Raw genomic sequence first — 22,424 nt, 5'->3', positions numbered from 1 at the left:
CAGGATCGGCGGGCGTGACCTCGATCGACCCCGCCCTCCCCGCCTGGCGCCGCGCCACCACCGAGGAGCGGCGCTGGCCGGTGGCGCTCGCGATCCTCGGGGCCGCGGGGCTGCAGCTGAGCCTGCCCGACGACGTCGTGCTCGGCTCGCGCTGGCTGCTGCCGCTGCTGGAGATCGCCGTGCTCGCGGTCCTCCTGGTCGCCAACCCCGGCCGGTTCGAGCACGAGCCGGGCTGGCGCCGGACGGTGAGCCTGGCCCTGACCGCCCTCGTCAGCGTCGCCAACGGCGCGGCGGTGGTGCGCCTGATCGACCACCTCGTCGCCGGGCGGGGCGGCGACGACGCCGGCACGCTGCTCGCGACCGGCGCCGCGATCTGGGCGACCAACGTCATCGGGTTCGCGCTCTGGTACTGGCAGTTCGACCGCGGCGGGCCCTCCGCCCGGGCCCGGGGCGACCGCGCCGTCCCCGACCTCCTCTTCCCGCAGATGCAGTCCCCGGACATCGACCCGGAGTGGGAGCCGACGTTCGTCGACTACCTCTACGTGTCGTTCACCAACGCCACGGCCTTCAGCCCCACCGACACCATGCCGCTCTCCCGCTGGACCAAGCTGACGATGCTCGTGCAGTCCGCGGTGTCGCTCGCGACGGTCGCGCTCGTCGTCGCCAGGGCGGTGAACGTGCTGCGCTGAGGTCCTCAGTTCACGCAGGGCACCGTCGGGGCGGCGGTGCCGGCGTCGGACGCCGGGACGGCGGGGGTGGGGCTCTTCGTGGCCGCCGGCGCCGCCGCGGCCGACGACGAGGACGACCCGGAGGAGCTGCCCGCGGCCTGCGACGAGCCCGACCCGGACGACGTGGAGGCGGTCTTCCCGGACACCGTGTCGGAGATGTACTTCTGCACGGCCTTCGGGTCGACCTTCACCGCCTCGCCGTCGTCGGGGGAGTCGTAGCTCGCGGTGACGATCGGGATGGTGTGGAAGCCGATCGACCCGGAGCTCACGCCCTGCAGCTGCGAGGCCAGGCTCAGGATGTCGAGCGAGCGGTCGACCGTGATCGCCTTGTCCACCGCGGCCACGAGCGCGTCGCGCTTGGTCGAGTCGGTGAGCGTGTTCCCGGACAGCACGGTGTGGGCCATGCTCGAGAGGAACACCTGCTGCCGGCGGGCGCGGTCGAGGTCGCCGCCGGGCAGGCCGTGGCGCTGGCGCACGAACGCGAGCGCCTGCGCGCCGGCGACCGTCTGCTGGCCGGCGGGGAACTTGGCCCCGGAGAACGGGTCGTTCACCTTCGCGTTGAGACAGACCGGCACGCCACCGATGGCCTGGCTGATGTCGGCGAACCCGGCGAGGTTGACCGCGCCGTAGTGGGTGATGGTCAGCCCGGTCAGCGACTCGACGGCGCCGATGGTGGTCTTCGCCCCGGCCGCCCCGGCCTGGACCGTGAGGTCGTTCCCGGTGACCCCCTGCTTGGCCAGCTCGGGGCGTGCCGCGTTGGACCCGTACGCGTACGCCGAGTTGATCTTGTGCTGGCCGAAGCCGCCGGGCAGGTCGACGAAGGAGTCGCGCGGGATGGAGAAGCCCGTCGCGGGGCCGCCCCCGCCCGGGATGTGCAGCACGATGATCGTGTCGGTCGAGTCGCCGCCGGAGTCGCTGGCGCCCGCGTGCAGGGCCGCGAGCTGGTCTTTCGGGAGCGGGTTGCCGAAGCTGTCGGTGCGGCTGTCGAGGCCGACGAGCAGGATGTTCTGGTCGGTGCCGAACACCGAGCCGAACGAGGTCCCGATGACGTCGACCCGGCTCAGCCCGGAGTCGATGGACCGGGCCGCGAGGACCGTGCCCCCGCTGATGAGCAGCAGGAGCACCGAGGCGGCGGCGAGGACCAGGACGAGCACCCGCGTCGTCACCGACGCCCGGACGCGGTCGAGGAACGCCCGGGCGCCCGCGCCACCGGACGGTCCCGGGTCGGGGGCCCGCGCCGGCGCCTCCTCGGGCTCGACGGCGGGCGCGACCTTGGTCGGGTTCGGGGCCGGGCGCCCACCGGGCGGGGGGCCCGACGGCGGCCGCGGCGGCGCCGGCCGCCCGCCGTCGGGGGGTGGCGGACCGGCGGGGGGTCCCGGCCGCGGCGCGGGCCGGCGCCCGGGCGGCGGCGCGGCCGGGCGGGGTGCGGCGGGCGGGGGACCGGGGCGCGGACCGGGTGCGGGCGACCGCCCGGCATCGGGGCGGGTGTCGCCCCGGCGCGGCATCCGGAACCCGCCCGGGCGGTCGTCCCCGGGCGGCATCAGGCCGCCCCCGACCCGCGCAGGGCACCGAGCGGTGACCACCCGGGGCGGATCTGCCGGAATCGTAGGAATCCGACGACGACGCACGCGAGCGTCGCCACGAGCATCCACCAGAACAATTCCGCGAGGGGTGCGAGCACACCGATCAGGAACAGCGTCGTGCTCGCGGTGTCGCCGGTGATGACGGCCGCGATGACGAGTCCGAGGAACGCGACGACCGGCGGTGCGAGGGCGGGCACGACGACGGCCTCGGCGCGCACCATCGCCACGCCCAGCATCGACACCACGAGGTAGCCGACCGGGAACATCAGCCCGAGCAGCCCCGCGCGGTGCAGCAGCAACCACGCGAGCAGCCCGGTCACCACGACGGCGCCGATGGCGACGACGGGCCATGGGTAGCCCGGCCCGACCGCGAACGTCCCCGTCTGCCGAGGTCGCGGGGACCGCGAGGAGCCGCCGCCGTCGGCGCGACCCGGCCCGCGCCCCCACGAGCCGCTCGACCAGCGGGACGGTCCGCGCCCGGACCGGTCGGGTCCCGACGGCGGGCGTGCCGCCGGGGGCGGGGGCGCGGCGGACCGCGACGGCCCTCGCCCACGCGGTCGCGGGTCCCAGCGGTCGGACACGGCGACACGATAGCCGAGCGCCCACCGGGGCCCTCGGCGGCGTCGCGGGAACTATTTCCCCGCGATCCTGACGATTCCCTGAACAGCGCGCCGGCGGACCCGCGCATTCGTCCCGGCCGCGGTTGCCTGGTCGGTGTCCGGCGCGGCGGAAAACGGCCGGAGCCCACTCCCGCCGCGCATCGTCGTCGAGAGGAACCGGAACCCCACCATGCGCACCTCCTGGGCCCGTCCCGCGCTCGTCGCGGCCGTCGTCGTCGCCCTCGCCGGCGGCGGGACGGCCGTCGCGCTCGCGGACACCAGCGCCCCGCCGACCACCACCTCCGCCCCGGCCCCGGCGGCGAAGCACCCCGCGGGGAAGGCCCGGCGGGCGCTCGCCGCCCGCGCCGAGCACGGCGAGGTCGTCCTCCGCGGCAGGGGCGGCGACCGGACCGTCGACGTCCAGCGCGGGGTCGTCACCGCCGCCTCGCCGAGCTCGGTGACCGTGCGCAGCGCCGACGGCTACACCGCGACCTACGGCTTCGGCCCCAGCTCGAAGGTCCGCAAGCAGAAGGCGGCGAGCCGGCCCTCGGCGGTGGCCGTCAACGACCGCGTCGGCGTGGTCGCCACGAAGGACCCGCAGGGGCTGACCGTGACCAGGCTGCGCGACGCGGGGCCCGCCAAGTAATGCCGTCATCCTTCCGGGTCGTCGCCCCGGTCGATCACTCCTCGCGCTCCTAGGCTGCACGGGCTAACCGTTTGAGACACATGACTTACGGAGCCCGCGCGTGCGTCCCCCTCGTCGTGCCCGGAGCCGCGCGCTCGCCGCCGTGCTCGCGGCGCTGGCCGGCGTCGTCGTGCTGGGCGTCCTCGTGCTGGTCCTCGTGCTGGGCGTCCCCGCCCTCGCGGCGACCCCGACCCCGCCACCCCCGTCCGGCCCCGGGTCGACGACCCGGTCGGCCACCGTCGACCCCCGGGCCGGCCGGGCCGCCAAGGACCGTCTCGACGACCGCCGGGCGGCGGTGCCGGACGACGTGAGCGCCTGGTGGCTGGACCCGGCCACCCACCAGACCGTGGTCGCCGTCGTCGGCCCGGCCTCCCGCGAGGCCCGGGCCTTCGCCGCCGACCAGGACCCCACGGCGGTGCGCCTCCAGCCGATGTCCGCCCCGGTCCGGCCCCTCGCCGGCACCCCCGGGCCACTCGTGGGGGGCACCGCGATCACCACCACCGGCACCCGCTGCTCCGACGGCTTCTCGGCGCGGCGGGGCGCCACGACCTACCTGCTCACCGCCGGGCACTGCACCGCCGAGGGCCGGACGTGGACCGGGCCGGACCGGCGGCCGATCGGCACCGCCGTGCGGACCGCGTACCCCGGCGAGGACTTCGGGATCGTCCAGGTCACCGACGCCACCGCCTGGCGGGGGAGCGGGCGCGTCCAGGGCGGGCCGACCGTCGCGGGCGACACCGCGGCACCCACCGGCAGTCAGGTGTGCCGCTCCGGGTCCACGTCCGGCTACCACTGCGGCGTGGTGACGGCCACGGACGTCACCGTCAACTACGGCAGCGGCACCGTCATCACCGGCCTCACCCAGACCACCGTCTGCGCCGAGCCCGGGGACTCCGGCGGCCCGTTCGTCACCCCCGACTCCGCCCAGGCCCAGGGCACTCTCTCCGGCGGCACCGGGGACTGCACCCTCGGCGGCACGACCTACTTCCAGCCGCTCGGGCCGGTCCTGGACGCCATGGGCCTCACGCTGGTGACGGGGGACTGACCCCCAGCACCACGTCGACGAGCGCGCGGCGGGCCTCGCGCGCCGTGGTCCAGCGGCGGTGGTCCCACTCCTCGCCGGCGAGCGAGTCGCCGGCGAAGAGCACCTGGGCGAACGCGACCCCGCGGTAGCGGGCCACGGCGATCAGCGCCGCGGCCTCCATCTCGACGGTCAGGCAGCCCTCGTCGCGGCGCCGGTCGGTGCGCCCCCGGGTCTCGCGGTAGACGGCGTCGGTGGTCCAGGTGCGCCCGACCGTGTGGGCGACGTCCGCCGCGTGCAGCCGGGTGACGAGGGCCGAGACCCCGTCCGGGTCGGCCGCCACGATCCGGCCGGCCGGCAGGTAGTGGAACGACGTGCCCTCGTCGCGCAGCGCGGAGTCGACGACGACGGCGTGCCCGAGGACGAGCTCGGGCACCAGGACGCCCGCGCCGCCGACGGCGGTGAAGCGCCGCCCGCCGAGCACGATCAGCTCCTCCAGCGTCACCGCGGCCATCGGGGCGCCGACGCCGGGGTGCACGACGCCGATCTCGGTGCCGTCGGGGCGGTCCAGGACCAGCACCGGCGAGCGGCCGTTCTCCGAGTGCAGGACCGCGGCCTCCCGGGCGTGCTCCGCGAGCCCGGCCACGACCTCGGGGAAGAAGCACAGCACGACGTCCGGCGGGACCGATCCGTGCGTGCGCATGGCGCCCGGCGCGATCAGCCCGGGGTCGGCGAGGTCGTCCTCGGCGAGGGGGAGGGTCACCCGCCCATCCTGGATCAGGCGGCCCGGCTCGCCGTCGCGTAGGCCGCCCGGACCGCCCGCGCGGCCTCCCGGGCCTCGTCGTCCGCCTCGACGACGGCCTCGCGCTCGATCCGCCACGCCGGTTCCTCGTCGTGCAGGGCCCAGGCCGCCTGCCGGGCGGCGCCGAGCGCCACGTACTCCGCGGGCGCCAGCACCTCGACGTCGGTGCCGAACACCGCGGGCGCGATCCCGGCGACCGCGCGGGACCGGCTGCCGCCGCCGATGAGCAGCACCCGCTCGCCGGTCACCCCGACGTCGGCCAGCGCGTCGACCCCCGCCGCGAGCCCGCAGAGCATGCCCTCGACGGTCGCCCGGGCCAGGTTCTCCCGGGTCCCGTTCGCACCGGTCAGCCCGGCCAGGTGCCCCGTCGCGTCCGGCCGGTCCGGCGTCCGCTCGCCCTCGAGGTAGGGCACGAGCACCAGCCCGCCCGCGCCCGGCGCGGCCGCCAGCGCCAGGTCGTCGAACCCGTCGGGGGCCACGCCGAGCAGGCTAGCCCCGACGCCCAGGACCCGGGCGGCGTTGAGCGTGCACACCAGCGGCAGGTAGTGCCCGCGGGCGTCGGCGAACCCCGCGACCAGCCCGGACGCGTCTGCGGTGGGCTCGTCGGCGGCGACGAACACCGTGCCCGAGGTGCCGATGGAGACGATCAGCTCGCCCGGGCCGGCCCCGATCGCGAGGGCGGCGGCCATGTTGTCGCCGGTGCCCGGCCCGACGACGAGGCCCTCGGCGGGACCCGTGCCCGGCCCGAGCGCCTCCCCGGGGGCGGCCACGCGCGGGAGGTCCGGGGTGCGCCCGAAGGCGAGCTCGAGCAGGTCGGGCCGGTAGCGCCCCTCGCGCGGCGACCAGTACCCGGTGCCCGACGCGTCACCCCGGTCGGTCACCGGGCCGGCGCCGTCCCCGCGGAGCTTGCAGGTCAGCCAGTCGTGGGGCAGCAGCACCGAGCGGGCCCGGTCGGCGACCTCGGGCTCGTGGCGCGCGGTCCAGCGCAGCTTGGTGGCCGTGATGCTCGCGACGGGGACGGTGCCCACGGCGTCGGCCCAGGCCTGCGGTCCGCCGAGCTCGGTGATCAGGTCCGTGGCCGCGTCGGCGGAACGGGTGTCGTTCCACAGCAGCGCGTCGCGGACCGGCTCGCCGTCCTCGCCGCAGAGCACCATCCCGTGCTGCTGGCCGGCGACCGCGATCGCCGCGACGTCGTCGGTGCCCACCTCGCCCAGCGCCTCGCACAGCGCGGTCCACCAGGCCCGCGGGTCGACCTCGGTGCCCTCGGGGTGCGGGCGGCGGGCCTCCCGGACGACACGCCCGTCGGCCGGGTCGACGACCACGACCTTGGTGGCCTGGGTGGAGGAGTCGACGCCGACGACGTGGGAGGGCATGCCGCCCATCATGTGCGCTCAGGGCGCCGCGGCGCAGCCACACGACTCCCGCACCACGAACGACGGCGGCAGTCGCAGCACCTCGACCGGCGCGTCGGCCTGGTCGCGGCGGCGCAGCAGCAGCCGCACCGCCTCCGAGGCGATCTGCGCGAACGGCTGCGCCATCACCGTCAGCCGGGGCGCGAACAGGTCCGCCCAGGCGAAGTCGTCGAAGGCGACCACGGCCACGTCGTCGGGCACCTTCGCCCCGGCGTCGCGCAGCGCCGCGATCACGCCGATCGTCATGCTGTTGTTCCCGACGACGACGGCCGTGGGCGGCTCGGGCAGCGCCAGCAGGCCGGCCATGGCGGCCCGCGCCGGCTCGGTCGCGGACTCCCCGGAGACCTCCAGCGCGGGGTCGCGCGGGAGACCGGCGGCCCCGAGCGCCGCGACGAACCCGGCGCGGCGCTCGTCGGTGGTCGCGAGCCCGGCCAGGCCCGCCACGAGGGCGATCCGCCGGTGGCCGTGCGCCTCGACGAGGTGGCGGGTGAGCGTCGCGGTGGCCTGCGAGTTCTCGCTGCCGACCTGGTCGAGCCGGGCCGCGAGCCCGCCGGAGAGCAGCCGGTCGAGCAGCACCGTGGGGACGGCGTGGCGCGCGAGGTACTCCAGCGCCGCCTCGGGGTGCGCCGACGGCGCGAGGACCACCCCGTCGACGCGGTGGTGGTGCAGCCGCGCGACGACCGTGCGCTCGTAGCCCGGGTCCTCGTGCGGGTCGACCAGCAGCAGCGTGTAGCCCGCGGCGGCCGCGGCCCGCTCGGCGGCCGAGAGCAGCTCGCCGAAGTAGGGGTTGGAGATCGCGGAGAGGACGAGGCCGAGGGTGGTCGTGCGGGAGGTGGCGAGCGAGCGCGCGACGGTGTTCGGGGTGTAGGCGGTCTCCTCGACGGCGGCGAGGACCGCGGCCCGGGTGTCGTCGCTGACCGCGCGGGTGTTGTTGAGGACGTGCGAGACGGTCGCGGTGGAGACGCCGGCCCGTCGAGCGACATCGGCCATGGTGACCACCGCTGGACCTCCCGCACCCGTTCGCGCCGCTACCCGCCGTCGCATGATGCTCCTGTGCGGGCCTTCCGGCGCCGGAAGATCGCCGGACGGCGCGTTCGCGCCCGGTGCCGGAATCGTCGCGCAGATGTGTGTCAAGCGCTTGCGTGCATACGGTCCGCCGCTCTACGGTCGCCCGACGTGACGACGGCGTGAACCACGTCACTCGTTCACGGAGTCCGTACACCACGGCTCGGGGAGGCGGCGTGCGACGCAGCGCAGCTGACGGAACGACGGGGCCGCCCGCTCCGCACCCCCGCCGACGGGCACGGCTCCCGCTGCTCGCGCTCCTCGGTGTCGTTCTGCTCGGCGTCGTCGCGGGCTGCTCGGGCGCCGGGGCGCTGGGCGGGGAGCCGGGCACGCAGACCGTCACCGTCGCCATCGTGTCCAACGACCAGATGAAGGACGCGATCACGCTGTCGCCGCAGTTCGAGGCGGAGAACCCCGGCATCCGGATGCGGTTCGTCTCGCTGTCGGAGAACGAGGCCCGGGCCAAGATCACCGCGAGCGTCGCCACCGGCGGTGGCGAGTTCGACGTCGTCATGATCTCGAACTACGAGACCCCGCAGTGGGCGCAGAACGGGTGGCTGACCGACCTCCAGCCGCGGATCGACGGCACGCCCGGCTACGACGGGAACGACTTCATCCCCACGGTCCGTGACTCGCTGTCGTACCAGGGCCACATGTACTCGGTGCCGTTCTACGGCGAGTCGTCGTTCCTCATGTACCGCAAGGACCTGTTCGCCCAGGCCGGGCTGACGATGCCGCCCAACCCGACGTGGCCGCAGGTCGCCGACATGGCGGCGAAGCTCACCGACCGCGCACATGGCCGGGCCGGCATCTGCCTGCGCGGCAAGCCCGGCTGGGGCGAGATGCTCGCGCCGTTCGACACCGTGCTGAACACCTTCGGGGGCCGGTGGTACGACCCGCAGTGGCACGCGCAGCTCACCAGCCCGCAGGTCGAGCAGGCGGCGCAGTTCTACGTCGACACCGTGCGCAACTACGGCGAGCCCGGGGCCGCGCAGGCCGGCTTCTCCGAGTGCGCCACGCAGTTCGGCCAGGGCAACGCAGCGATGTGGTACGACGCCACGTCGGCGGCCGGCACCGTCGAGAACCCCGACAAGTCCACCGTCGTCGGGAAGGTCGGCTACGCCCCGGCACCCGTCGTCGCGACCCCGAGCTCGGGCTGGCTGTACGCGTGGTCGCTCGCGATCCCGAAGACCTCCGAGCACCCCGACGCCGCCTGGAAGTTCATGAGCTGGATGACGTCGAAGCAGTACATGCAGCGGGTCGGCACCCAGCTCGGGTGGACGTCGCTGCCGCCGGGGTCGCGGCTGTCGACCTACCAGATTCCGCAGTACCAGCAGGCGGCCGCCGCGTTCGCGCCGACGGTGGTCAACGCGATCCGGACGGCGAACCCGCAGCAGCCCACCGTCGGGCCCGTGCCCTATCAGGGCGTCCAGTTCGTGCGGATCCCGGAGTTCCAGGACCTCGGGACCCGGGTCAGCCAGCAGCTGTCCGCCGCGATCGCCGGACGGGAGACCGTGCAGCAGGCGCTCGAGCAGTCCCAGCAGTACGCGTCGACGGTGGGGGAGAGCTACCAGTGACCACGGGAGACGAAGCGAAGCGGAGCTCGACCAGATGACCACGACCCTGGAACGACCCGCGGCGCCCCCACCCGCGTCGCCGAACACCACGTCGTCCCGCTCCGCCCGGACCGAGGGCTGGGTGCGCCGGGCGCCACTGCTGCCGGCCCTGGTCTTCACGATCGTCGTCACGCAGATCCCGTTCCTGCTGACGCTCTGGTACTCGCTGCAGTCCTGGAACCTCGTGCGGCCCGGCTCGCAGCACTTCGTGTGGTTCCAGAACTACGTGGCCGTGTTCGCCGACTCGCAGTTCCGCACGGTGGCGCTCAACACGATCGTCATGACGCTCGGCTCCGTGCTCATCGCAGTGGTCCTGGGACTGCTGCTCGCGCTGCTGCTCGACCGGCACTTCATCGGTCGCGGCGTGGTGCGGACGCTGCTCGTCACACCCTTCCTGATCACCCCGGTCGCCGCGGCGCTGCTGTGGAAGACCACGCTGCTCGACCCGACCTACGGCCTCATCAACTTCGTGCTCGGCGGCCAGACGTTCGACTGGGTCTCGCAGTTCCCGCTGGCGTCGGTCATGGCAGCGCTGGTGTGGCAGTGGACGCCGTTCATGATGCTGCTGCTGCTCGCGGGCCTGCAGTCCATGCCGGGCGACCAGGTCGAGGCGGCGCGGGTCGACGGGGCCGGCGCCTGGTCGATCTTCGTGGAGCTGACGCTGCCGCACCTGCGGCGCTTCCTGGAGCTGGGGATCGTGCTCGGCGCGATCTACCTGGTCAACACGTTCGACGCGGTCTACATGATCACCCAGGGCGGGCCCGGCACCGCGTCGGCGAACCTGCCCTTCTACATCTACCAGCGGGCGTTCCTCGGCTTCGACATCGGGCAGTCGGCCGCGATGGGCGTCGTCGTGGTGATCCTGACGATCATCGTGGCCACCTTCGCGCTGCGGTTGGTGTTCCGGTCCTTCGGTGCGGCGGGGGGTGAGAGCTGATGGCCGCGACGATCGAGGACACCGCGACGACGACGTCCACCGCGGCCCGCGCGGAGGGACCGCGGCGGCGCTCCGGGATCGGCCCGCTGCTGCTGACGACGCTCACGTGGATCGTGGCGGTCGGCTTCTTCTTCCCGGTGCTGTGGATGGTGCTGACGGCCTTCAAGACGGAGGCCGCGGCCTACACCGACCCGCCCACGCTGGTCTTCACCCCGACCCTGGAGCAGTTCCGGGCGGTGTTCGACGCGGGCATCGGTCCCTACCTCGCGAACTCGCTGTTCGCGACGGTCGTCTCGACGTTGCTGGTGCTCGTCCTCGCCACGCCGGCGGCGTTCGCGGTCTCGCTGCGCCCGGTGGAGAAGACCCAGGACGTCCTGTTCTTCTTCATCTCCACGAAGATGCTGCCGGTCGTCGCGGCGATCGTCCCGATCTACGTCGTGGTCAACGAGATCGGCGCACTGGACAACATCTGGACGCTGATCGTCCTCTACACCGCGATGAACCTGCCGATCGCGGTGTGGATGATGCGCTCGTTCTTCCTCGAGGTGCCGAAGGAGCTGCTCGAGGCGGCCTCGATCGACGGGGCCTCGCTCGGGCGCACGCTGCGCGAGGTGGTGCTGCCCATCATCTCGCCCGGCATCTTCGCCACGGCGCTGATCTGCGTGATCTTCGCGTGGAACGAGTTCTTCTTCGCGGTGAACCTGACCGCGGCGAACGCCGGGACCGTCCCGGTGTTCCTCGTCGGGTTCATCAGCTCCGAGGGCCTGTACTGGGCCCGGCTGTCGGCCGCGGCGACGCTCGCGGCCCTGCCGGTGGTCCTGGCGGGCTGGTTCGCCCAGAACAAGCTGGTGCAGGGCCTGTCGTTCGGCGCTGTGAAGTAAAGGAGACACCGACATGGCCGAAGTGGTGTTCGACCAGGCCTCGCGGATCTACACGCCCGGCGCGAAGCCCGCCGTCGACAAGCTCGATCTGACGGTCACCGACGGCGAGCTGGTCGTGCTGGTGGGCCCGTCGGGGTCGGGCAAGTCGACAGCGTTGCGGATGCTCGCGGGCCTCGAGCCGATCGACGCGGGCAGCGTGCGCATCGACGGCCGCGACGTCGTCAACGTGCCTTCGAAGGACCGCGACATCGCGATGGTGTTCCAGAACTATGCGCTGTACCCCGCCAAGACGGTGCGGGACAACATGGCGTTCCCGCTGAAGATGCGCGGCATGGACAAGGCCGAACAGGCGAAGCGGGTCGCGGACGCGGCCGAGCTGCTCGGCCTCACCGAGTACCTGGATCGCAAGCCCAAGGCCCTCTCCGGCGGTCAGCGCCAGCGGGTGGCGATGGGGCGCGCGATCGTCCGGGAACCGCGGGTCTTCCTCATGGACGAGCCGCTGTCGAACCTCGACGCGAAGATGCGCGTGCAGACCCGCTCGCAGATCGCGCAGCTGCAGAACCGGCTCGCGGTGTCGACGGTGTACGTGACCCACGACCAGGTCGAGGCCATGACGATGGGCGACCGGGTGGCCGTGCTGCGCGACGGGCAGCTCCAGCAGTACGCGACGCCCTCGGAGCTCTACGACCGCCCGGTCAACGCGTTCGTCGCCGGCTTCATCGGCTCACCCGCGATGAACCTGCTCGACCTGCCCCGCTCGGGCGACGGCGTGCTCCTCGGCGGCGTCGAGATCCCGCTCTCGCGGGAGATCCGCGACGCGGTCGGGTCCGCGCAGACCGTCACGGTGGGGGTGCGCCCCGAGGACGTCGCGGTCGACTCCGAGGGCAGCGGCGCGGGCATCAAGGCCGTGGTGGACGTCGTCGAGGAGCTGGGGAGCGAGTCGTACCTCTACGCGCACCTCATCGACTCCGACGGGCGGGACGACGAGGCGACGACGCTGGTGGTGCGGGGTCCGGGCCGGACCACGGTGCGCTACGGCGAGACGATCGCGGTACGCGTCGACGCCGGCGCGGTGCACGCCTTCGACCCGTCGAGCGGGCTGCGCGTGGCGTGACCGCGGCCGGCGGTCCGCACTCAGTGGTGGCGGGACGTCCACTCGGGGGCGACCCCGCGGCGGTGGTGCTCGAGGCGCCGCAGGCGGCGACGGGCCTCGTAGGTGAGCCCGTCGATGCGGTCGAGCAGTTGGTTCAGCTCCGCGGTCTCGCGGTCGATCAGCTCGTCACGGGCCTGCTCGGGGTCGAGGTCCCGCGAGGACGGACGGGTGGTGCTGCCGGCGTCGGTGACGGCCACAGCTCTCCTTCTCGGTGTCGTACGGCGGCGTGATGACCGGCGCTCCGGGGAGGAGGAGGCCGCGGTCACTGTACCGATCAACAAGGCGTCGTCGGCCATCATTCCGCACCCCGGTGCGGGCGTGTCCCCTCGGGGGTGCGCCGACGCGCGTCGGCCCCGTCACCACCGTGGGGAGCCCGGTGGCGACGGGGCCGGCGTGGGGAGCGTCAGCTCTTCGCGCGCTTGTCGGCCGGGGTGGTGGCCGCGGAGGTCGGCGCGTTCTTCGGGCCCTGCTTCTTCGGGGCGGTCCGCGCCGCGGTCCTGCGGGCGGCGCTGCGGGTCTCCGACGCGATCTCGTCACCGGCCTCGGAGATCTCGGCGGCGACGGCCGCACCGGTCTCGGCCACCGTCTCGGCGGCCTGCCCGGTGATGGTCTGGGTGTAGCGGGCGGCGCGCTCGCCGACCGAGCGGGTCTGCCTGGTGACCCCGGCCAGGACGCCCTCGCCCCGCACCCGGACCTCCTCGACGGTGTCCTCGAGCCGGCTCTCGACCTCGGAGGACACCGAGTCGACCGTGTCGAGCGCCTGCTTGACCTGCGGCTGCGCCTTGATCTTCGTGTAGGCGCCGGTGCCGCGCGCCACGAGGTCCTCGTAGACGCTGCGCACCGCGGCGACGTAGGAGTCGGCCAGCCGACGGAAGTCCTCGGCGGTGAGCTTGTGGCGCAGCTCCTGCAGCTCCGAGGGCAGGTCCTCGACGCGGGCCTGGACCTCGGTGGCGCCGGCCTGCACGCGGGAGAACGCCTCCTGGGCGCCGGCGACGGCGTAGTCGCCGAGGCCCAGCAGCGCCAGCGACGGCGCGCGCAGCGGGTCGACGGCGTCCGACACGGCCTTGGTGGCCTGGTCGCGGGCCTCGCGGACGTCGAACTTGGTCGGGAACGTGACAGCCATGTTCACTCCTCTTGGTGGCTGACGCCGGTCAGGTCGGGCGCGACGGCCAGCGCGGCCGTCCCGTCCGTGGCACCGGACGCGGTGCCGGGGGCCGACGGCGGCGTCGGCTCGGTCGAGGTCCCGGCGTCGGGACCCGCACGGTTCTCGCGGCGGAAGGACTCGTAGATGTCGTGGAGGACCTGCTTCTGGCGCTCGGTGAGCTGCGGGTCCGTCGCGAGGGCGTCGAGCACCGCGGACCCCTGGCGCTCCTCGAGCAGCCCGGCCCGGATGTACAGCGCCTCCGCGGAGATCCGCAGGCCCGTCGCGATCTGCGCCAGGATCTCGGCGGAGGGCTTCCGCAGACCCCGCTCGATCTGGCTCAGGTAGGGGTTGGAGATCCCGGCGACCTTGGCGAGCTGGCGCAGCGAGACCTGCGCCGACTCGCGCTGGCGGCGGATGTAGCCCCCGATGTCCTCGACGGCCTGCCCGAGCGCCTTGTCGACGCTCTCGACCCCGGACATCCGTGCACCTCCTCCGGTGTGCTCGCCACCCACGCTAACACCTGTGCTAGCTCGTGCAAGCACCCTGTTCGCGCTGCTGGGGTGGCCTCCCGCACAGCCGGCGGGACCCGCCGTCAGGACCCGTCGAGGACCGCCCGCAGCGCGGCGCGGGCGCCGTCGGCGTGCAGCCGGTCGAGGTGGCGCCGGTAGGCGTCGGTGAAGCGGGCGTCGTCGACGAGGTCGCCGAAGAGCGACCGGTCCTCGAGGAAGGCCAGGGGCTCGTCGGGGTAGCGGCGGGCGGCGGCGATCCGGTCGTCGGCGCGGCCGGTGTCGACGACCTCGATGGGCTCGCCCTCCTCGTCGACGCCCTCGGCGTAGCGCGCCCAGGCCGCGACGATCAGGGCCGACCGCTCGATCTCGCCGCCCTGCTCGAGGTTCGCCCGGATGACCGGGACCAGCCACGGCGGGATGCGGTCGGACGACTCGGCCGCGAGCCGGGCGAGCGTGTCGCGGATCTCGGGGTTGGCGAACCGTTCGATGAGCGTGGCCTTGTAGTCGTCGAGGTCGACGCCCGGGACCGGGAGCAGGGTCGGCGTCGCCTCGTCGTCCATATAGCCGCGGACGAACCGCACGAACTCGTCGTCGGCCGCCACCTCGTGGGCGTAGCGGAACCCGGCGAGGTAGCCGAGGTAGGCCAGGGCCTGGTGGGAGGCGTTGAGCAGGCGGAGCTTCATCAGCTCGTAGGGCTCGACGTCGGCGACGACCTGGACCCCGGCCTCGTCGAACGCCGGCCGCCCGGACACGAAGCGGTCCTCGAGCACCCACTGACAGAACGGTTCACAGACCACCGGCCAGCCGTCGTCGACCCCGAACCGCTCCGCGAGCTCGGCGCGGTCGTCGTCGGTGGTGCGCGGGGTGATGCGGTCGACCATCGAGTTGGGGAAGGGCACCTCGCGCTCGATCCAGTCGGCGAGGTCGGTGCCGAGGGACTCGTCGCGCAGGCGGGCGAAGGCGGTGATCATGCGGTGGGCGACGTCGCCGTTGCCGGCGATGTTGTCGCAGCTCATGACGGTGAAGGGCGGGTTGCCGTCCGCGCGACGGCGGCGCAGGGCCTCGACGAGGTAGCCGAAGGCGCTCGTGGGCTCGGCGTCGAGGGGTGCGGCGAGGTCGTGGGCGACGGAGGCCTCCGACGGGTCGAACTCGCCGGTGGCGGTGTTGACGTGGTAGCCGCCCTCGGTGACGGTCAGGCTGACGATGCGCACGGCCGGGTCGGTCAGGCGGGCGAGCACCGCCTCCGGGTCGTCCGGCGCGACCAGGTACTCGACCATCGAGCCGATGACGCGGGGCTCGCGGGACCCGTCGGCGTGCTTCTCGACGAGGGTGTAGAGCTCGTCCTGGCGGTGCAGGACCTCGCCCATCGCGCGGTCGGCGTCGAGGACCCCGACCCCGCACAGCGCCCAGTCGCCGTCGTGGCCCGCGGTGAACAGGCGGTCGAGGTACATCGCCTGGTGGGCGCGGTGGAAGCCGCCGACGCCGATGTGCACGATGCCCACCCGCAGCGCGTCGCGGTCGTAGGACGGCACGGGGATCGGCAGGTCGCCCACCGTGGCGCGACCGAGGGCCGTGGCGTTCTGGGCGGCGGCGTCGGCGCTCATCGGCCCAGGGTAGGAGCGCAAGCGCTTGCCGGATAGGTGTGGCGGGCCCGCCTAGCGGGCGCCCGCGACGTCGAGGACGCTGCCGGTGACGTAGGACGCCTCGTCGGAGACCAGCCACACGACGGCCGCCGCGACCTCGTCCGCCGTCCCCGCCCGGCCGGTGGGCAGGCCCGGGCCGAGGCGCGCGACCCGGTCCGGCTGGCCCCCGGAGGCGTGCAGCTCGGTGTCGATGATCCCGGGCCGCACCACGGTCACCCGGACGCCCTCCGCGGCGACCTCCTTGGCCAGGCCGAGCCCCAGGGTGTCGACGGCGGCCTTGGAGGCGGCGTAGTCGACGTACTCGCCCGGCGAGCCCAGCCGCGCCGCCGCGGAGGAGATCAGCACGATCGCCCCGCCCGGGCCGCCGTGGGCGGTCGAGAGCCGCCGGACGGCCTCGCGGCAGGTGACGATCGTGCCGGTGACGTTGGTGGTGAGCATCCGCTGGACGCGGTCGACGGTCAGCTCGTCCACCCGGGTCTTCTCCCCGACGATCCCGGCGTTCGCGACGACGGCCCCCAGCGGTCCGAGCGTCGCCGCGGCCTCGACGGCGGCCACCACGTCGGCCTCGACCGCGACGTCGGCGCGGACGGCCGCGGCGCGCCCGCCGTCGCGCTCGATGGCGGCGACGACGGCCGCCGCGGCGGCCTGGTCGCTGCGGTAGGTCAGGCAGACGGCCCAGCCGGCCGCGGCCGCCCGCCGGGCGGTGGCGGCGCCGATGCCGCGGGAGCCTCCGGTGACGAGCAGGCTGCGCATGCCGATCATTGTCCGGTCACGCGTGGCGCTCGTCGCGCGAGGGCCGCCCGCCCGGGATGGTTGCGTAGGCTCACCGACGGGGTTCGACGACGACCGCCGCGGGCTCCGCCCCTCAGTGCTTCTCGACGGGCTCGGTGCCGAGGAAGTCGGCGTAGTCCTTCGGCAGCTGGCTGGTGAAGTTCCGCCACTCGCCGTTGGACAGGGCCGTCTCGAGGCCCTTGGCGATGGCGCGTGCGTGCTGGCGGGCCTGGGCGTCGGTGACCTCGCGGCCCTCCGCGCGCTCGGCCTCGGCGATGCGCTGGTAGAAGGTCGTCACGTCGAAGCGCTCACCGGGAGCATCGTCGGGGATCTGCTGGGCGAGGCTGCCCGGCAGCTGCGACGCGAGGTCCTTGCCCTCCCCGCCGGAGAGCCGCCGACCCAGCACTGCGAGCGTCGCCCGCACGGCCGTGCCCGCGCTCGCGTTGTCGGGCAGGTCGAGGGACTCCCGGACCGCGGTGATGAACTCCTGCTCCTGCATCCTGCTCCTTCCGATGCCGCCCAGGGCTGTCCCGGGCGCGGAGGCGGGTCCCCGAGCTCCCGCGACCCCGAAACGGCCAGCTCACCCGGCCTGCAGGTGGAGACGCCGTGAACGTTGTCGGATCGGTGCGGCCCCTCCCGATCACGCGGACCGCGGGTGGGGTACACCCGCACACGTGCCGAAGACAGTCACCGCCTCCACCCTCGTCCTCGCCGCGATCCGCGAACGGGTCGCCGCCCTCCACGCCGCGGTCGAGCCCGGGACCGACCCCGTGCCCGTCCTCGACGACCGCGACCTCGGCGACCGCGACCTCGGCACCGACGACGAGGGCGCTCCGGCGGGCGACGTCGGCGCGGACGGCGGCACGTCGGTGACGGTGCCCGCCGCGGAGGACGAGGTCCCCGACGACGAGCCCGACGCCCCCTCCGGGGATCCCGACGGTCCCGACGTCGAGCGGCTGGCGGAGGCCCTCTCGGACCTGGAGGCCGTGGTTACCGGCTTCGCGTCGCTGATCGAGGGCGGGGAGCTGGCGGCACTGCGGGCGGAGCTGGCGTGGGCGCGCTCGACCGTCGAGGAGGCGCGCGCGCTGGACGGCACCGTCGACGTCCTCGAGGAGCTCGTCGAGGACCTGGACCCGACGCTGCGGCAGGGGCCGGTCGAGGCGCGGGTCGGCATCGTCGTCGCGTCCCGTACCGCCGAGCGCCGCGACGCCGTCACCTCGATGCTGGCCCAGCCCGAGTGGACGAGCCTGCTCGCGCACGCCGACCAGCTCGTCCTCACCGCCCCGATCGGCGGCCGCAAGGCGAAGCACACCGACAAGGTGCTCGCCCGGGCGCTCGCCGACGCGGATGCCGCGGCCCGGGAGGCGGCCGACGCCGCCATCGCCGAGGCCCAGGGCTCGGACCGGGCGGCCGAGCCGCGCCTGGCGCCGGTCGCGGCCGCCGCGCACACGGTGGCGACGACGGCCCGGGTGGTCCGGGGTGCGCTGGGCAAGCAGGCCCGCAAGCTCGCCGACGCCGCGGACGCGCTCGCCGGGGCGCTGGAGGAGCGGCGTCGCAGCGAGGCCGTCGCCCACTGGCTGGTCGACCTCGCCGACCTCGCCCACCGCGCCGGGGAGCCGAGCTTCTCGTACGGAGTGCTGCACGCCGAGGCGCGCGCCCGCCGGGTCGCCGCCGACCAGGCTCTCGCGGCCGCCGTCACCGCCTACACGAAGCCCAAGCTGCACAAGTGGCTGGGGGCCGAGAGCTCGTAGGTGGCCCGCGGCCTCGTGCGCAGAAGGTGTCGGTATGGCGACACTTTCTGCTCACGAGCGCGGAGCGCACCTACCGCAGCGGGTGCCGGGGGATGGAGCGCAGGTTCGACCGGGCCAGCGTGACCATCTTCCCGACCCCACCGGAGAGCACGGTCCGCATCCCGGCCAGCGCGAACCCGCGGAGCTGTTCCGCGGTGACGTGCGGCGGGATGGAGAGCGCGTCGGGGTCGGTGCGGACGTCGACCAGCGACGGGCCGCGGTGGGCCAGCGCGTCGCGCAGCGCCCCCCGCAGCTCGGCCGGGTCGGCGACGGTCACCGCGTGCAGCCCGGCGGCGCGGGCGATCGCCCCGAGGTCCGCCGGCCCGTGGTCGGTCTGGAACGACGGGTAGCCCGCCACCATCATCTCGAGGCGGATCATCCCGAGGGCGCCGTTGTTGAACGCGACCACGGTGAGGTCGAGGTCGTGCTCGGCCGCGGTGAGCAGCTCGCCCATCAGCATCGTCAGGCCGCCGTCGCCGGACATCGACACCACCTGCCGGCCGGGGAACGCGGTGGCCGCGCCGATCGCGTGGGGGAGCGCGTTGGCCATCGTCCCGTGGCGGAACGACCCGATGATGCGCCGGCGCCCCGTGGGACTGATGTAGCGCGCGGCCCAGACGTTGCACATGCCGGTGTCGACGGTGACGACGGCGTCGTCGGCGAGCTCGTCGTCGAGCACGTCGGCGACGTACTCCGGGTGCACCGGCCGGTGGTGCTCGACCCGTGAGGTGTAGGCCTCGACGACGTGCTCGAGGGCGTCGGCGTGGTGGCGCAGCATCCGGTCGAGGAAGCCGCGGTCGGTCTTCTCGGTGACCAGCGGCAGCAGCATCCGCAGCGTCTCACCGACGTCGCCCTCGACGCCGAGGTCCAGCACGGTCCGCCGGCCGAGGTGCCGCCCGTCGCGGTCCACCTGCACCGTGTGGGCCTGCGGCAGGAACCCGTCGTACGGGAAGTCCGTGCCGAGCAGCACCAGCAGCTCGGCCTCGTGGGACGCCTCGTAGCAGGCGCCGTACCCGAGCAGGCCGCTCATCCCGACGTCGTAGGGGTTGTCGTACTGGATCCACTCCTTGCCGCCGAGGGAGTGCCCGACCGGTGACTTCACCTTCTCGGCGAGCTGCAGCACCTCGGGGCGGGCGTCGCGCGCCCCGGCGCCGACGAACAGCGTGACCGTCCGCGCGCGGTCCACGTGCTCGGCGAGCGCCTCGACGCGGTCGCGGGCGGGCACGACGGCGGACGAGGGCGCGACGAGGTCGCCGGTGCCGGTCGGGTGCGCCGCGGGCTCGGCCGAGACGTCGCCGGGGAGCACGAGCACCGAGACCCCGCCGTCGGCCAGGGCGGTCTGCATCGCGATCCGCTGCAGCCGGGGCATCTGCGCGGCGGCCGAGACGAGCTCGACCCAGGAGGAGCACTCAGCGAACAGCGCGGTCGGGTGGGTCTCCTGGAAGTAGCCCGTGCCGATCTGGACCGAGGGGATGTGCGAGGCGATCGCGAGCACCGGGGCGCCGGAGCGGTGGGCGTCGTAGAGCCCGTTGACGAGGTGGGTGTTGCCGGGCCCGCAGCTGCCGGCGCACACCGCGAGCCGGCCGGTGAGCTGGGCCTCCGCCGAGGCCGCCAGCGCGCCGGCCTCCTCGTTGTGCACGTGGATCCAGTCGATGCCGCCCTGCGCGGAGCCGCCGGAGCGCCGCACCGCGTCGACGATCGGGTTGAGGCTGTCGCCCACCAGGCCGTAGATCCGCTCGACCCCCGCCTGGACGAGGACCTCGATCAGCTGGTCGGCCACGCTCGTTGCCATGGCGATCAGCCTGGCAGGGGCGACGCGGTGCTGCGCGCCACCCATCACCCGGCGGTCGCGGCCGGCGGACACCGGCACCCGGCCCGGTCACCGCCGAGAAGGAGCCGCTCGTGCACGCCCTGTCCCGCCCCCTCGTCGTCGGGGTTCAGGACCGGGTCGCGTCCTTCTGGCACACCGACGGCGACCTGGGCCGCGACATCGAGTGCGTCACCGACATGACCCGGTCCCGGCTGGCGGCCGACAAGGTCGTCCCGACCACGTGAACGGATGTGGTCGCCCCGGCGACCACATCCGTTCACATGCGCGTCAGCGCCGTCCCGGCGAGCAGGAACCCGAGACCCGCGGCCAGCAGGTGCCCGACGGTGGTGAAGTCGGGCAGCAGCCCCGACCAGTCCGCGTCCAGCAGCGGCCAGCCCAGCACGAACACCGCCCACGGCGCCCACGCCCAGCGCGGCAGCGCCACGACGACGGCGGCCAGGGCGGCCTGCGCGCCGTAGCTGATCCCGACGTCGACCGTGGTCGCGACGTCCTCCGGGTACCGGCCGGCGCGGACCGCCGCGAGGATCACCGGCACGGTGAGCAGCGTCGCGCCCACGTGCCCGGTCACGAACACCGCGGCGGCCCGCCGGGCGCCGTGGTGAGCCTCCACCCACCACAGCGCCACCCCGATCCCGACCCAGAACGTGATCACGGTGCCGCCGTCGAGCAGGGGACCGTTGACGATCAGGGCGCTGGCGGCGAGGGAGCCGACGGGGTGCGTCCCCAGGTTCACCAGGTTCGTGCTGGCCCAGGCGACGAACGCGGCCGCGGCGTCCGGCGCCGCCGCCATCCACGCGTGCACCCCCAGCAGGACGACGAGGTAGGCCACGGTCCAGCGCCCGGCGACGACGTAGCGCCGGAGGCCGGCACCCGCCGTCGCGATCACTCCACCAGGGTGGCGTGCCCCCCGCTCAGCCCGCGTTGCGGCTCCGGTCGCGGTCGGGCACCGGCAGCGGACCCGACCAGCCGAACTGCTCGGTGTTGACCCGCTCGGCCGGCACGCCGAGCTGCTCCAGCGCCGCGAGCGACCCGGCGAGCAGCGACGGGGAGCCGCAGACGAAGTAGTCGAGCTCCCCGCGCCACGGCTCGGGCGGCAGCACCGAGCCCAGCAGGGCGGCGTCGACACGGCGGCCCGCGGTCCGGGTCACCCGCAGGTCGAGCCGGCGGGCGAGCGAGGCCAGTTCGGGCTCGAAGAGCGGCTCGTCGGGCCGCTGTGCGACGACGAGGTGGTGCGTGCGGCGGTCCTCGCCCTCGGCGAGGGTGCGCAGCATCGACATCATCGGCGTGATCCCGACACCGCCCGCGATCAGCACCAGCCCGGGCGCCTCGGGCGCCGAGGTGAACGCGCCGTGCGGGCCGTCGAGCCAGACGCGGGATCCGGTGGGCAGCGAGGCGAGGGTCGCCGAGAAGTCGCCGGCGTCGCGGACGGTGAGCTCGAGCCGCCCGGTGACCCGCGCCGAGGACGCGATCGTGAAGGGGTGCTCCTCGGTGCCGAGCACCGAGCGGCGCAGCCGCAGCCAGACGAACTGGCCGGGGTGGAACCGCAGCCCGCGGTGCATGTGGACGGGGGCGAGCACGAGCGTCGCGGTCGACGGGCCCTCGGGGCGGACGCCGTAGACGACGTAGGCGCCGTCGCGGGAGAACAACGGTCGCCACACCCAGCGCAGGAAGAGCACCGCGAGGAAGCCCAGCGCCAGCGCCGAGAGCACGACCCGCAGCACCGGGTCGGAGATCAGGTGCCCCAGCCAGAACACGTGCAGGGCGGCGAGCACGAGCGACGCGGCCGCGAGCAGGACGTGGACCCGGGCCCACACCTCGTAGCGGCGTCCGGAGCGACGGCCCAGGGCGGCGACCAGGCCCACCCCGACCATCGCGACCGTCGCCGCCCACCCCCACTGGATCGACAGCGACGCGGCGAGGGGGTTGAGCAGCTTGGGGGAGCGCACCACCGCGAGCACCAGGTGGGTCAGGGCCGCGGCGATCGCGAGGATGCCCAGCCACCGGTGCACCGTGATCACGCGGTCGATGCCGAAGGCGGCCGTCAGCCCCCGCACCCGCGACGGCGCGACCGTCGCCACCCCCATCGCGACCAGGGCGACCACCCCGACGGCGACGAGCACCGTCGAGAGGAGCTTGCCCTCGCCGGTGCGCCACACAGTGAGAGCCACGGGCGCCGCGAGCACGAGCACCGTGAGGGCCGTCCAGACCGTTCGTCGTCTCGATCCTGGCTGGGTCGCCTGCTGCACGGGCCGGG

At 74.5% G+C, this 22,424-nt stretch carries 23 protein-coding genes; 9 read left to right on the top strand and 14 right to left on the bottom strand.

Annotated elements, in window-relative coordinates:
• Positions 1 to 14: 14 nt before the first annotated feature.
• Positions 15 to 689, top strand: coding sequence for a DUF1345 domain-containing protein (locus HH311_RS14655; RefSeq protein WP_312030158.1), 675 nt, complete (start codon positions 15 to 17; stop codon positions 687 to 689).
• A 5-nt stretch (positions 690 to 694) separates the two neighbouring features.
• On the opposite strand, the gene HH311_RS32680 is transcribed toward HH311_RS14655, so the two are convergent.
• Complete coding sequence (locus HH311_RS32680) at positions 695 to 2,269, bottom strand: LCP family protein (protein WP_282439612.1); 1,575 nt, start codon at positions 2,267 to 2,269, stop codon at positions 695 to 697.
• Positions 2,269 to 2,892, bottom strand: a complete 624-nt coding sequence (locus HH311_RS33330; protein WP_312030157.1) for a DUF6542 domain-containing protein — start codon at positions 2,890 to 2,892, stop codon at positions 2,269 to 2,271. Before HH311_RS33330 ends, HH311_RS32680 begins: the two co-directional genes overlap by 1 nt.
• A gap of 208 nt (positions 2,893 to 3,100) precedes the next feature.
• On the opposite strand from HH311_RS33330, the gene HH311_RS14640 reads away from it, so the two are divergent.
• Positions 3,101 to 3,556 (top strand): hypothetical protein, encoded by a 456-nt coding sequence (locus HH311_RS14640; protein ID WP_169184400.1) that lies wholly within the window; start codon positions 3,101 to 3,103, stop codon positions 3,554 to 3,556.
• Positions 3,557 to 3,656: 100 nt separating this feature from the next.
• Positions 3,657 to 4,640, top strand: coding sequence for a S1 family peptidase (locus tag HH311_RS33325; protein WP_169184399.1), 984 nt, complete (start codon positions 3,657 to 3,659; stop codon positions 4,638 to 4,640).
• Here the strand turns inward: HH311_RS33325 and HH311_RS14630 are convergent.
• From HH311_RS14630 to HH311_RS14620, 3 genes are read right to left on the bottom strand one after another with little or no spacing between them, the layout of a single operon-like run.
• Positions 4,618 to 5,379: a nucleoside phosphorylase gene (locus HH311_RS14630; protein WP_312030156.1), complete on the bottom strand. Its 762-nt coding sequence runs from the start codon at positions 5,377 to 5,379 to the stop codon at positions 4,618 to 4,620. The genes HH311_RS33325 and HH311_RS14630 overlap by 23 nt on opposite strands.
• 14 nt (positions 5,380 to 5,393) lie before the next feature.
• Complete coding sequence (gene xylB / locus HH311_RS14625) at positions 5,394 to 6,791, bottom strand: xylulokinase (RefSeq protein ID WP_169184398.1); 1,398 nt, start codon at positions 6,789 to 6,791, stop codon at positions 5,394 to 5,396.
• Between the two features lie 18 nt (positions 6,792 to 6,809).
• Positions 6,810 to 7,820 (bottom strand): LacI family DNA-binding transcriptional regulator, encoded by a 1,011-nt coding sequence (locus HH311_RS14620; protein WP_211190259.1) that lies wholly within the window; start codon positions 7,818 to 7,820, stop codon positions 6,810 to 6,812.
• A gap of 323 nt (positions 7,821 to 8,143) precedes the next feature.
• On the opposite strand from HH311_RS14620, the gene HH311_RS14615 reads away from it, so the two are divergent.
• From HH311_RS14615 to HH311_RS14600, 4 genes are read left to right on the top strand one after another with little or no spacing between them, the layout of a single operon-like run.
• Entirely contained in the window at positions 8,144 to 9,472 is a 1,329-nt protein-coding gene (locus HH311_RS14615; protein WP_211190284.1) for a sugar ABC transporter substrate-binding protein, read from the top strand.
• A gap of 34 nt (positions 9,473 to 9,506) precedes the next feature.
• Positions 9,507 to 10,448, top strand: a complete 942-nt coding sequence (locus HH311_RS14610) for a carbohydrate ABC transporter permease (RefSeq protein ID WP_169184395.1) — start codon at positions 9,507 to 9,509, stop codon at positions 10,446 to 10,448.
• Complete coding sequence (locus tag HH311_RS14605; protein WP_169184394.1) at positions 10,448 to 11,329, top strand: carbohydrate ABC transporter permease; 882 nt, start codon at positions 10,448 to 10,450, stop codon at positions 11,327 to 11,329. Before HH311_RS14610 ends, HH311_RS14605 begins: the two co-directional genes overlap by 1 nt.
• Positions 11,330 to 11,342: 13 nt before the next feature.
• Positions 11,343 to 12,443 carry an ABC transporter ATP-binding protein gene (locus HH311_RS14600; protein ID WP_169184393.1) on the top strand — a complete coding sequence of 367 codons (1,101 nt, stop codon included), beginning with the start codon at positions 11,343 to 11,345 and terminating at the stop codon, positions 12,441 to 12,443.
• 20 nt (positions 12,444 to 12,463) lie between these two features.
• Here the strand turns inward: HH311_RS14600 and HH311_RS14595 are convergent, their stop codons facing one another.
• The 6 genes from HH311_RS14595 to HH311_RS14570 form a co-directional block, all read right to left on the bottom strand.
• The gene (locus HH311_RS14595) at positions 12,464 to 12,679 is read right to left on the bottom strand and encodes a hypothetical protein (protein ID WP_169184392.1); all 216 of its coding nucleotides are present in this window, start codon (positions 12,677 to 12,679) and stop codon (positions 12,464 to 12,466) included.
• Between the two features lie 206 nt (positions 12,680 to 12,885).
• Positions 12,886 to 13,605, bottom strand: a complete 720-nt coding sequence (locus HH311_RS14590; protein WP_169184391.1) for a hypothetical protein — start codon at positions 13,603 to 13,605, stop codon at positions 12,886 to 12,888.
• A 2-nt stretch (positions 13,606 to 13,607) separates the two neighbouring features.
• Positions 13,608 to 14,105 (bottom strand): helix-turn-helix domain-containing protein, encoded by a 498-nt coding sequence (locus HH311_RS14585; protein ID WP_169184390.1) that lies wholly within the window; start codon positions 14,103 to 14,105, stop codon positions 13,608 to 13,610.
• Between the two features lie 113 nt (positions 14,106 to 14,218).
• Positions 14,219 to 15,739 (bottom strand): mannitol dehydrogenase family protein, encoded by a 1,521-nt coding sequence (locus HH311_RS14580; RefSeq protein ID WP_169184389.1) that lies wholly within the window; start codon positions 15,737 to 15,739, stop codon positions 14,219 to 14,221.
• A gap of 51 nt (positions 15,740 to 15,790) precedes the next feature.
• Complete coding sequence (locus tag HH311_RS14575) at positions 15,791 to 16,531, bottom strand: SDR family oxidoreductase (protein ID WP_396027443.1); 741 nt, start codon at positions 16,529 to 16,531, stop codon at positions 15,791 to 15,793.
• 112 nt (positions 16,532 to 16,643) lie between these two features.
• Entirely contained in the window at positions 16,644 to 17,048 is a 405-nt protein-coding gene (locus tag HH311_RS14570; protein ID WP_169184387.1) for a DUF2267 domain-containing protein, read from the bottom strand.
• Between the two features lie 175 nt (positions 17,049 to 17,223).
• Here HH311_RS14570 and HH311_RS14565 point away from each other — a divergent pair, with 175 nt between their 5' ends.
• Positions 17,224 to 18,300, top strand: coding sequence for a CHAD domain-containing protein (locus tag HH311_RS14565; protein ID WP_169184386.1), 1,077 nt, complete (start codon positions 17,224 to 17,226; stop codon positions 18,298 to 18,300).
• Positions 18,301 to 18,370: 70 nt separating this feature from the next.
• On the opposite strand, the gene HH311_RS14560 is transcribed toward HH311_RS14565, so the two are convergent.
• Positions 18,371 to 20,131 carry a pyruvate dehydrogenase gene (locus tag HH311_RS14560; protein ID WP_169184385.1) on the bottom strand — a complete coding sequence of 587 codons (1,761 nt, stop codon included), beginning with the start codon at positions 20,129 to 20,131 and terminating at the stop codon, positions 18,371 to 18,373.
• Between the two features lie 110 nt (positions 20,132 to 20,241).
• On the opposite strand from HH311_RS14560, the gene HH311_RS14555 reads away from it, so the two are divergent.
• Positions 20,242 to 20,394 (top strand): hypothetical protein, encoded by a 153-nt coding sequence (locus HH311_RS14555; protein WP_169184290.1) that lies wholly within the window; start codon positions 20,242 to 20,244, stop codon positions 20,392 to 20,394.
• A gap of 32 nt (positions 20,395 to 20,426) precedes the next feature.
• Here the strand turns inward: HH311_RS14555 and HH311_RS14550 are convergent, their stop codons facing one another.
• Together HH311_RS14550 and HH311_RS14545 are read right to left on the bottom strand one after the other, a co-directional pair.
• The gene (locus tag HH311_RS14550; RefSeq protein ID WP_169184384.1) at positions 20,427 to 21,056 is read right to left on the bottom strand and encodes a rhomboid-like protein; all 630 of its coding nucleotides are present in this window, start codon (positions 21,054 to 21,056) and stop codon (positions 20,427 to 20,429) included.
• A 25-nt stretch (positions 21,057 to 21,081) separates the two neighbouring features.
• A complete protein-coding gene (locus HH311_RS14545) occupies positions 21,082 to 22,416 on the bottom strand; it encodes a ferric reductase-like transmembrane domain-containing protein (protein WP_169184383.1) in 1,335 nt (444 codons plus the stop codon).
• Positions 22,417 to 22,424: the final 8 nt, after the last annotated feature.

The sequence above is a fragment of the Actinomycetospora sp. TBRC 11914 genome (genome assembly GCF_012933465.1).
Classification (GTDB): Bacteria; Actinomycetota; Actinomycetes; order Mycobacteriales; family Pseudonocardiaceae; genus Actinomycetospora.
Note: the sequence above shows the minus strand (reverse complement) of the source record. Positions and strands in the feature narration are given on the sequence as shown.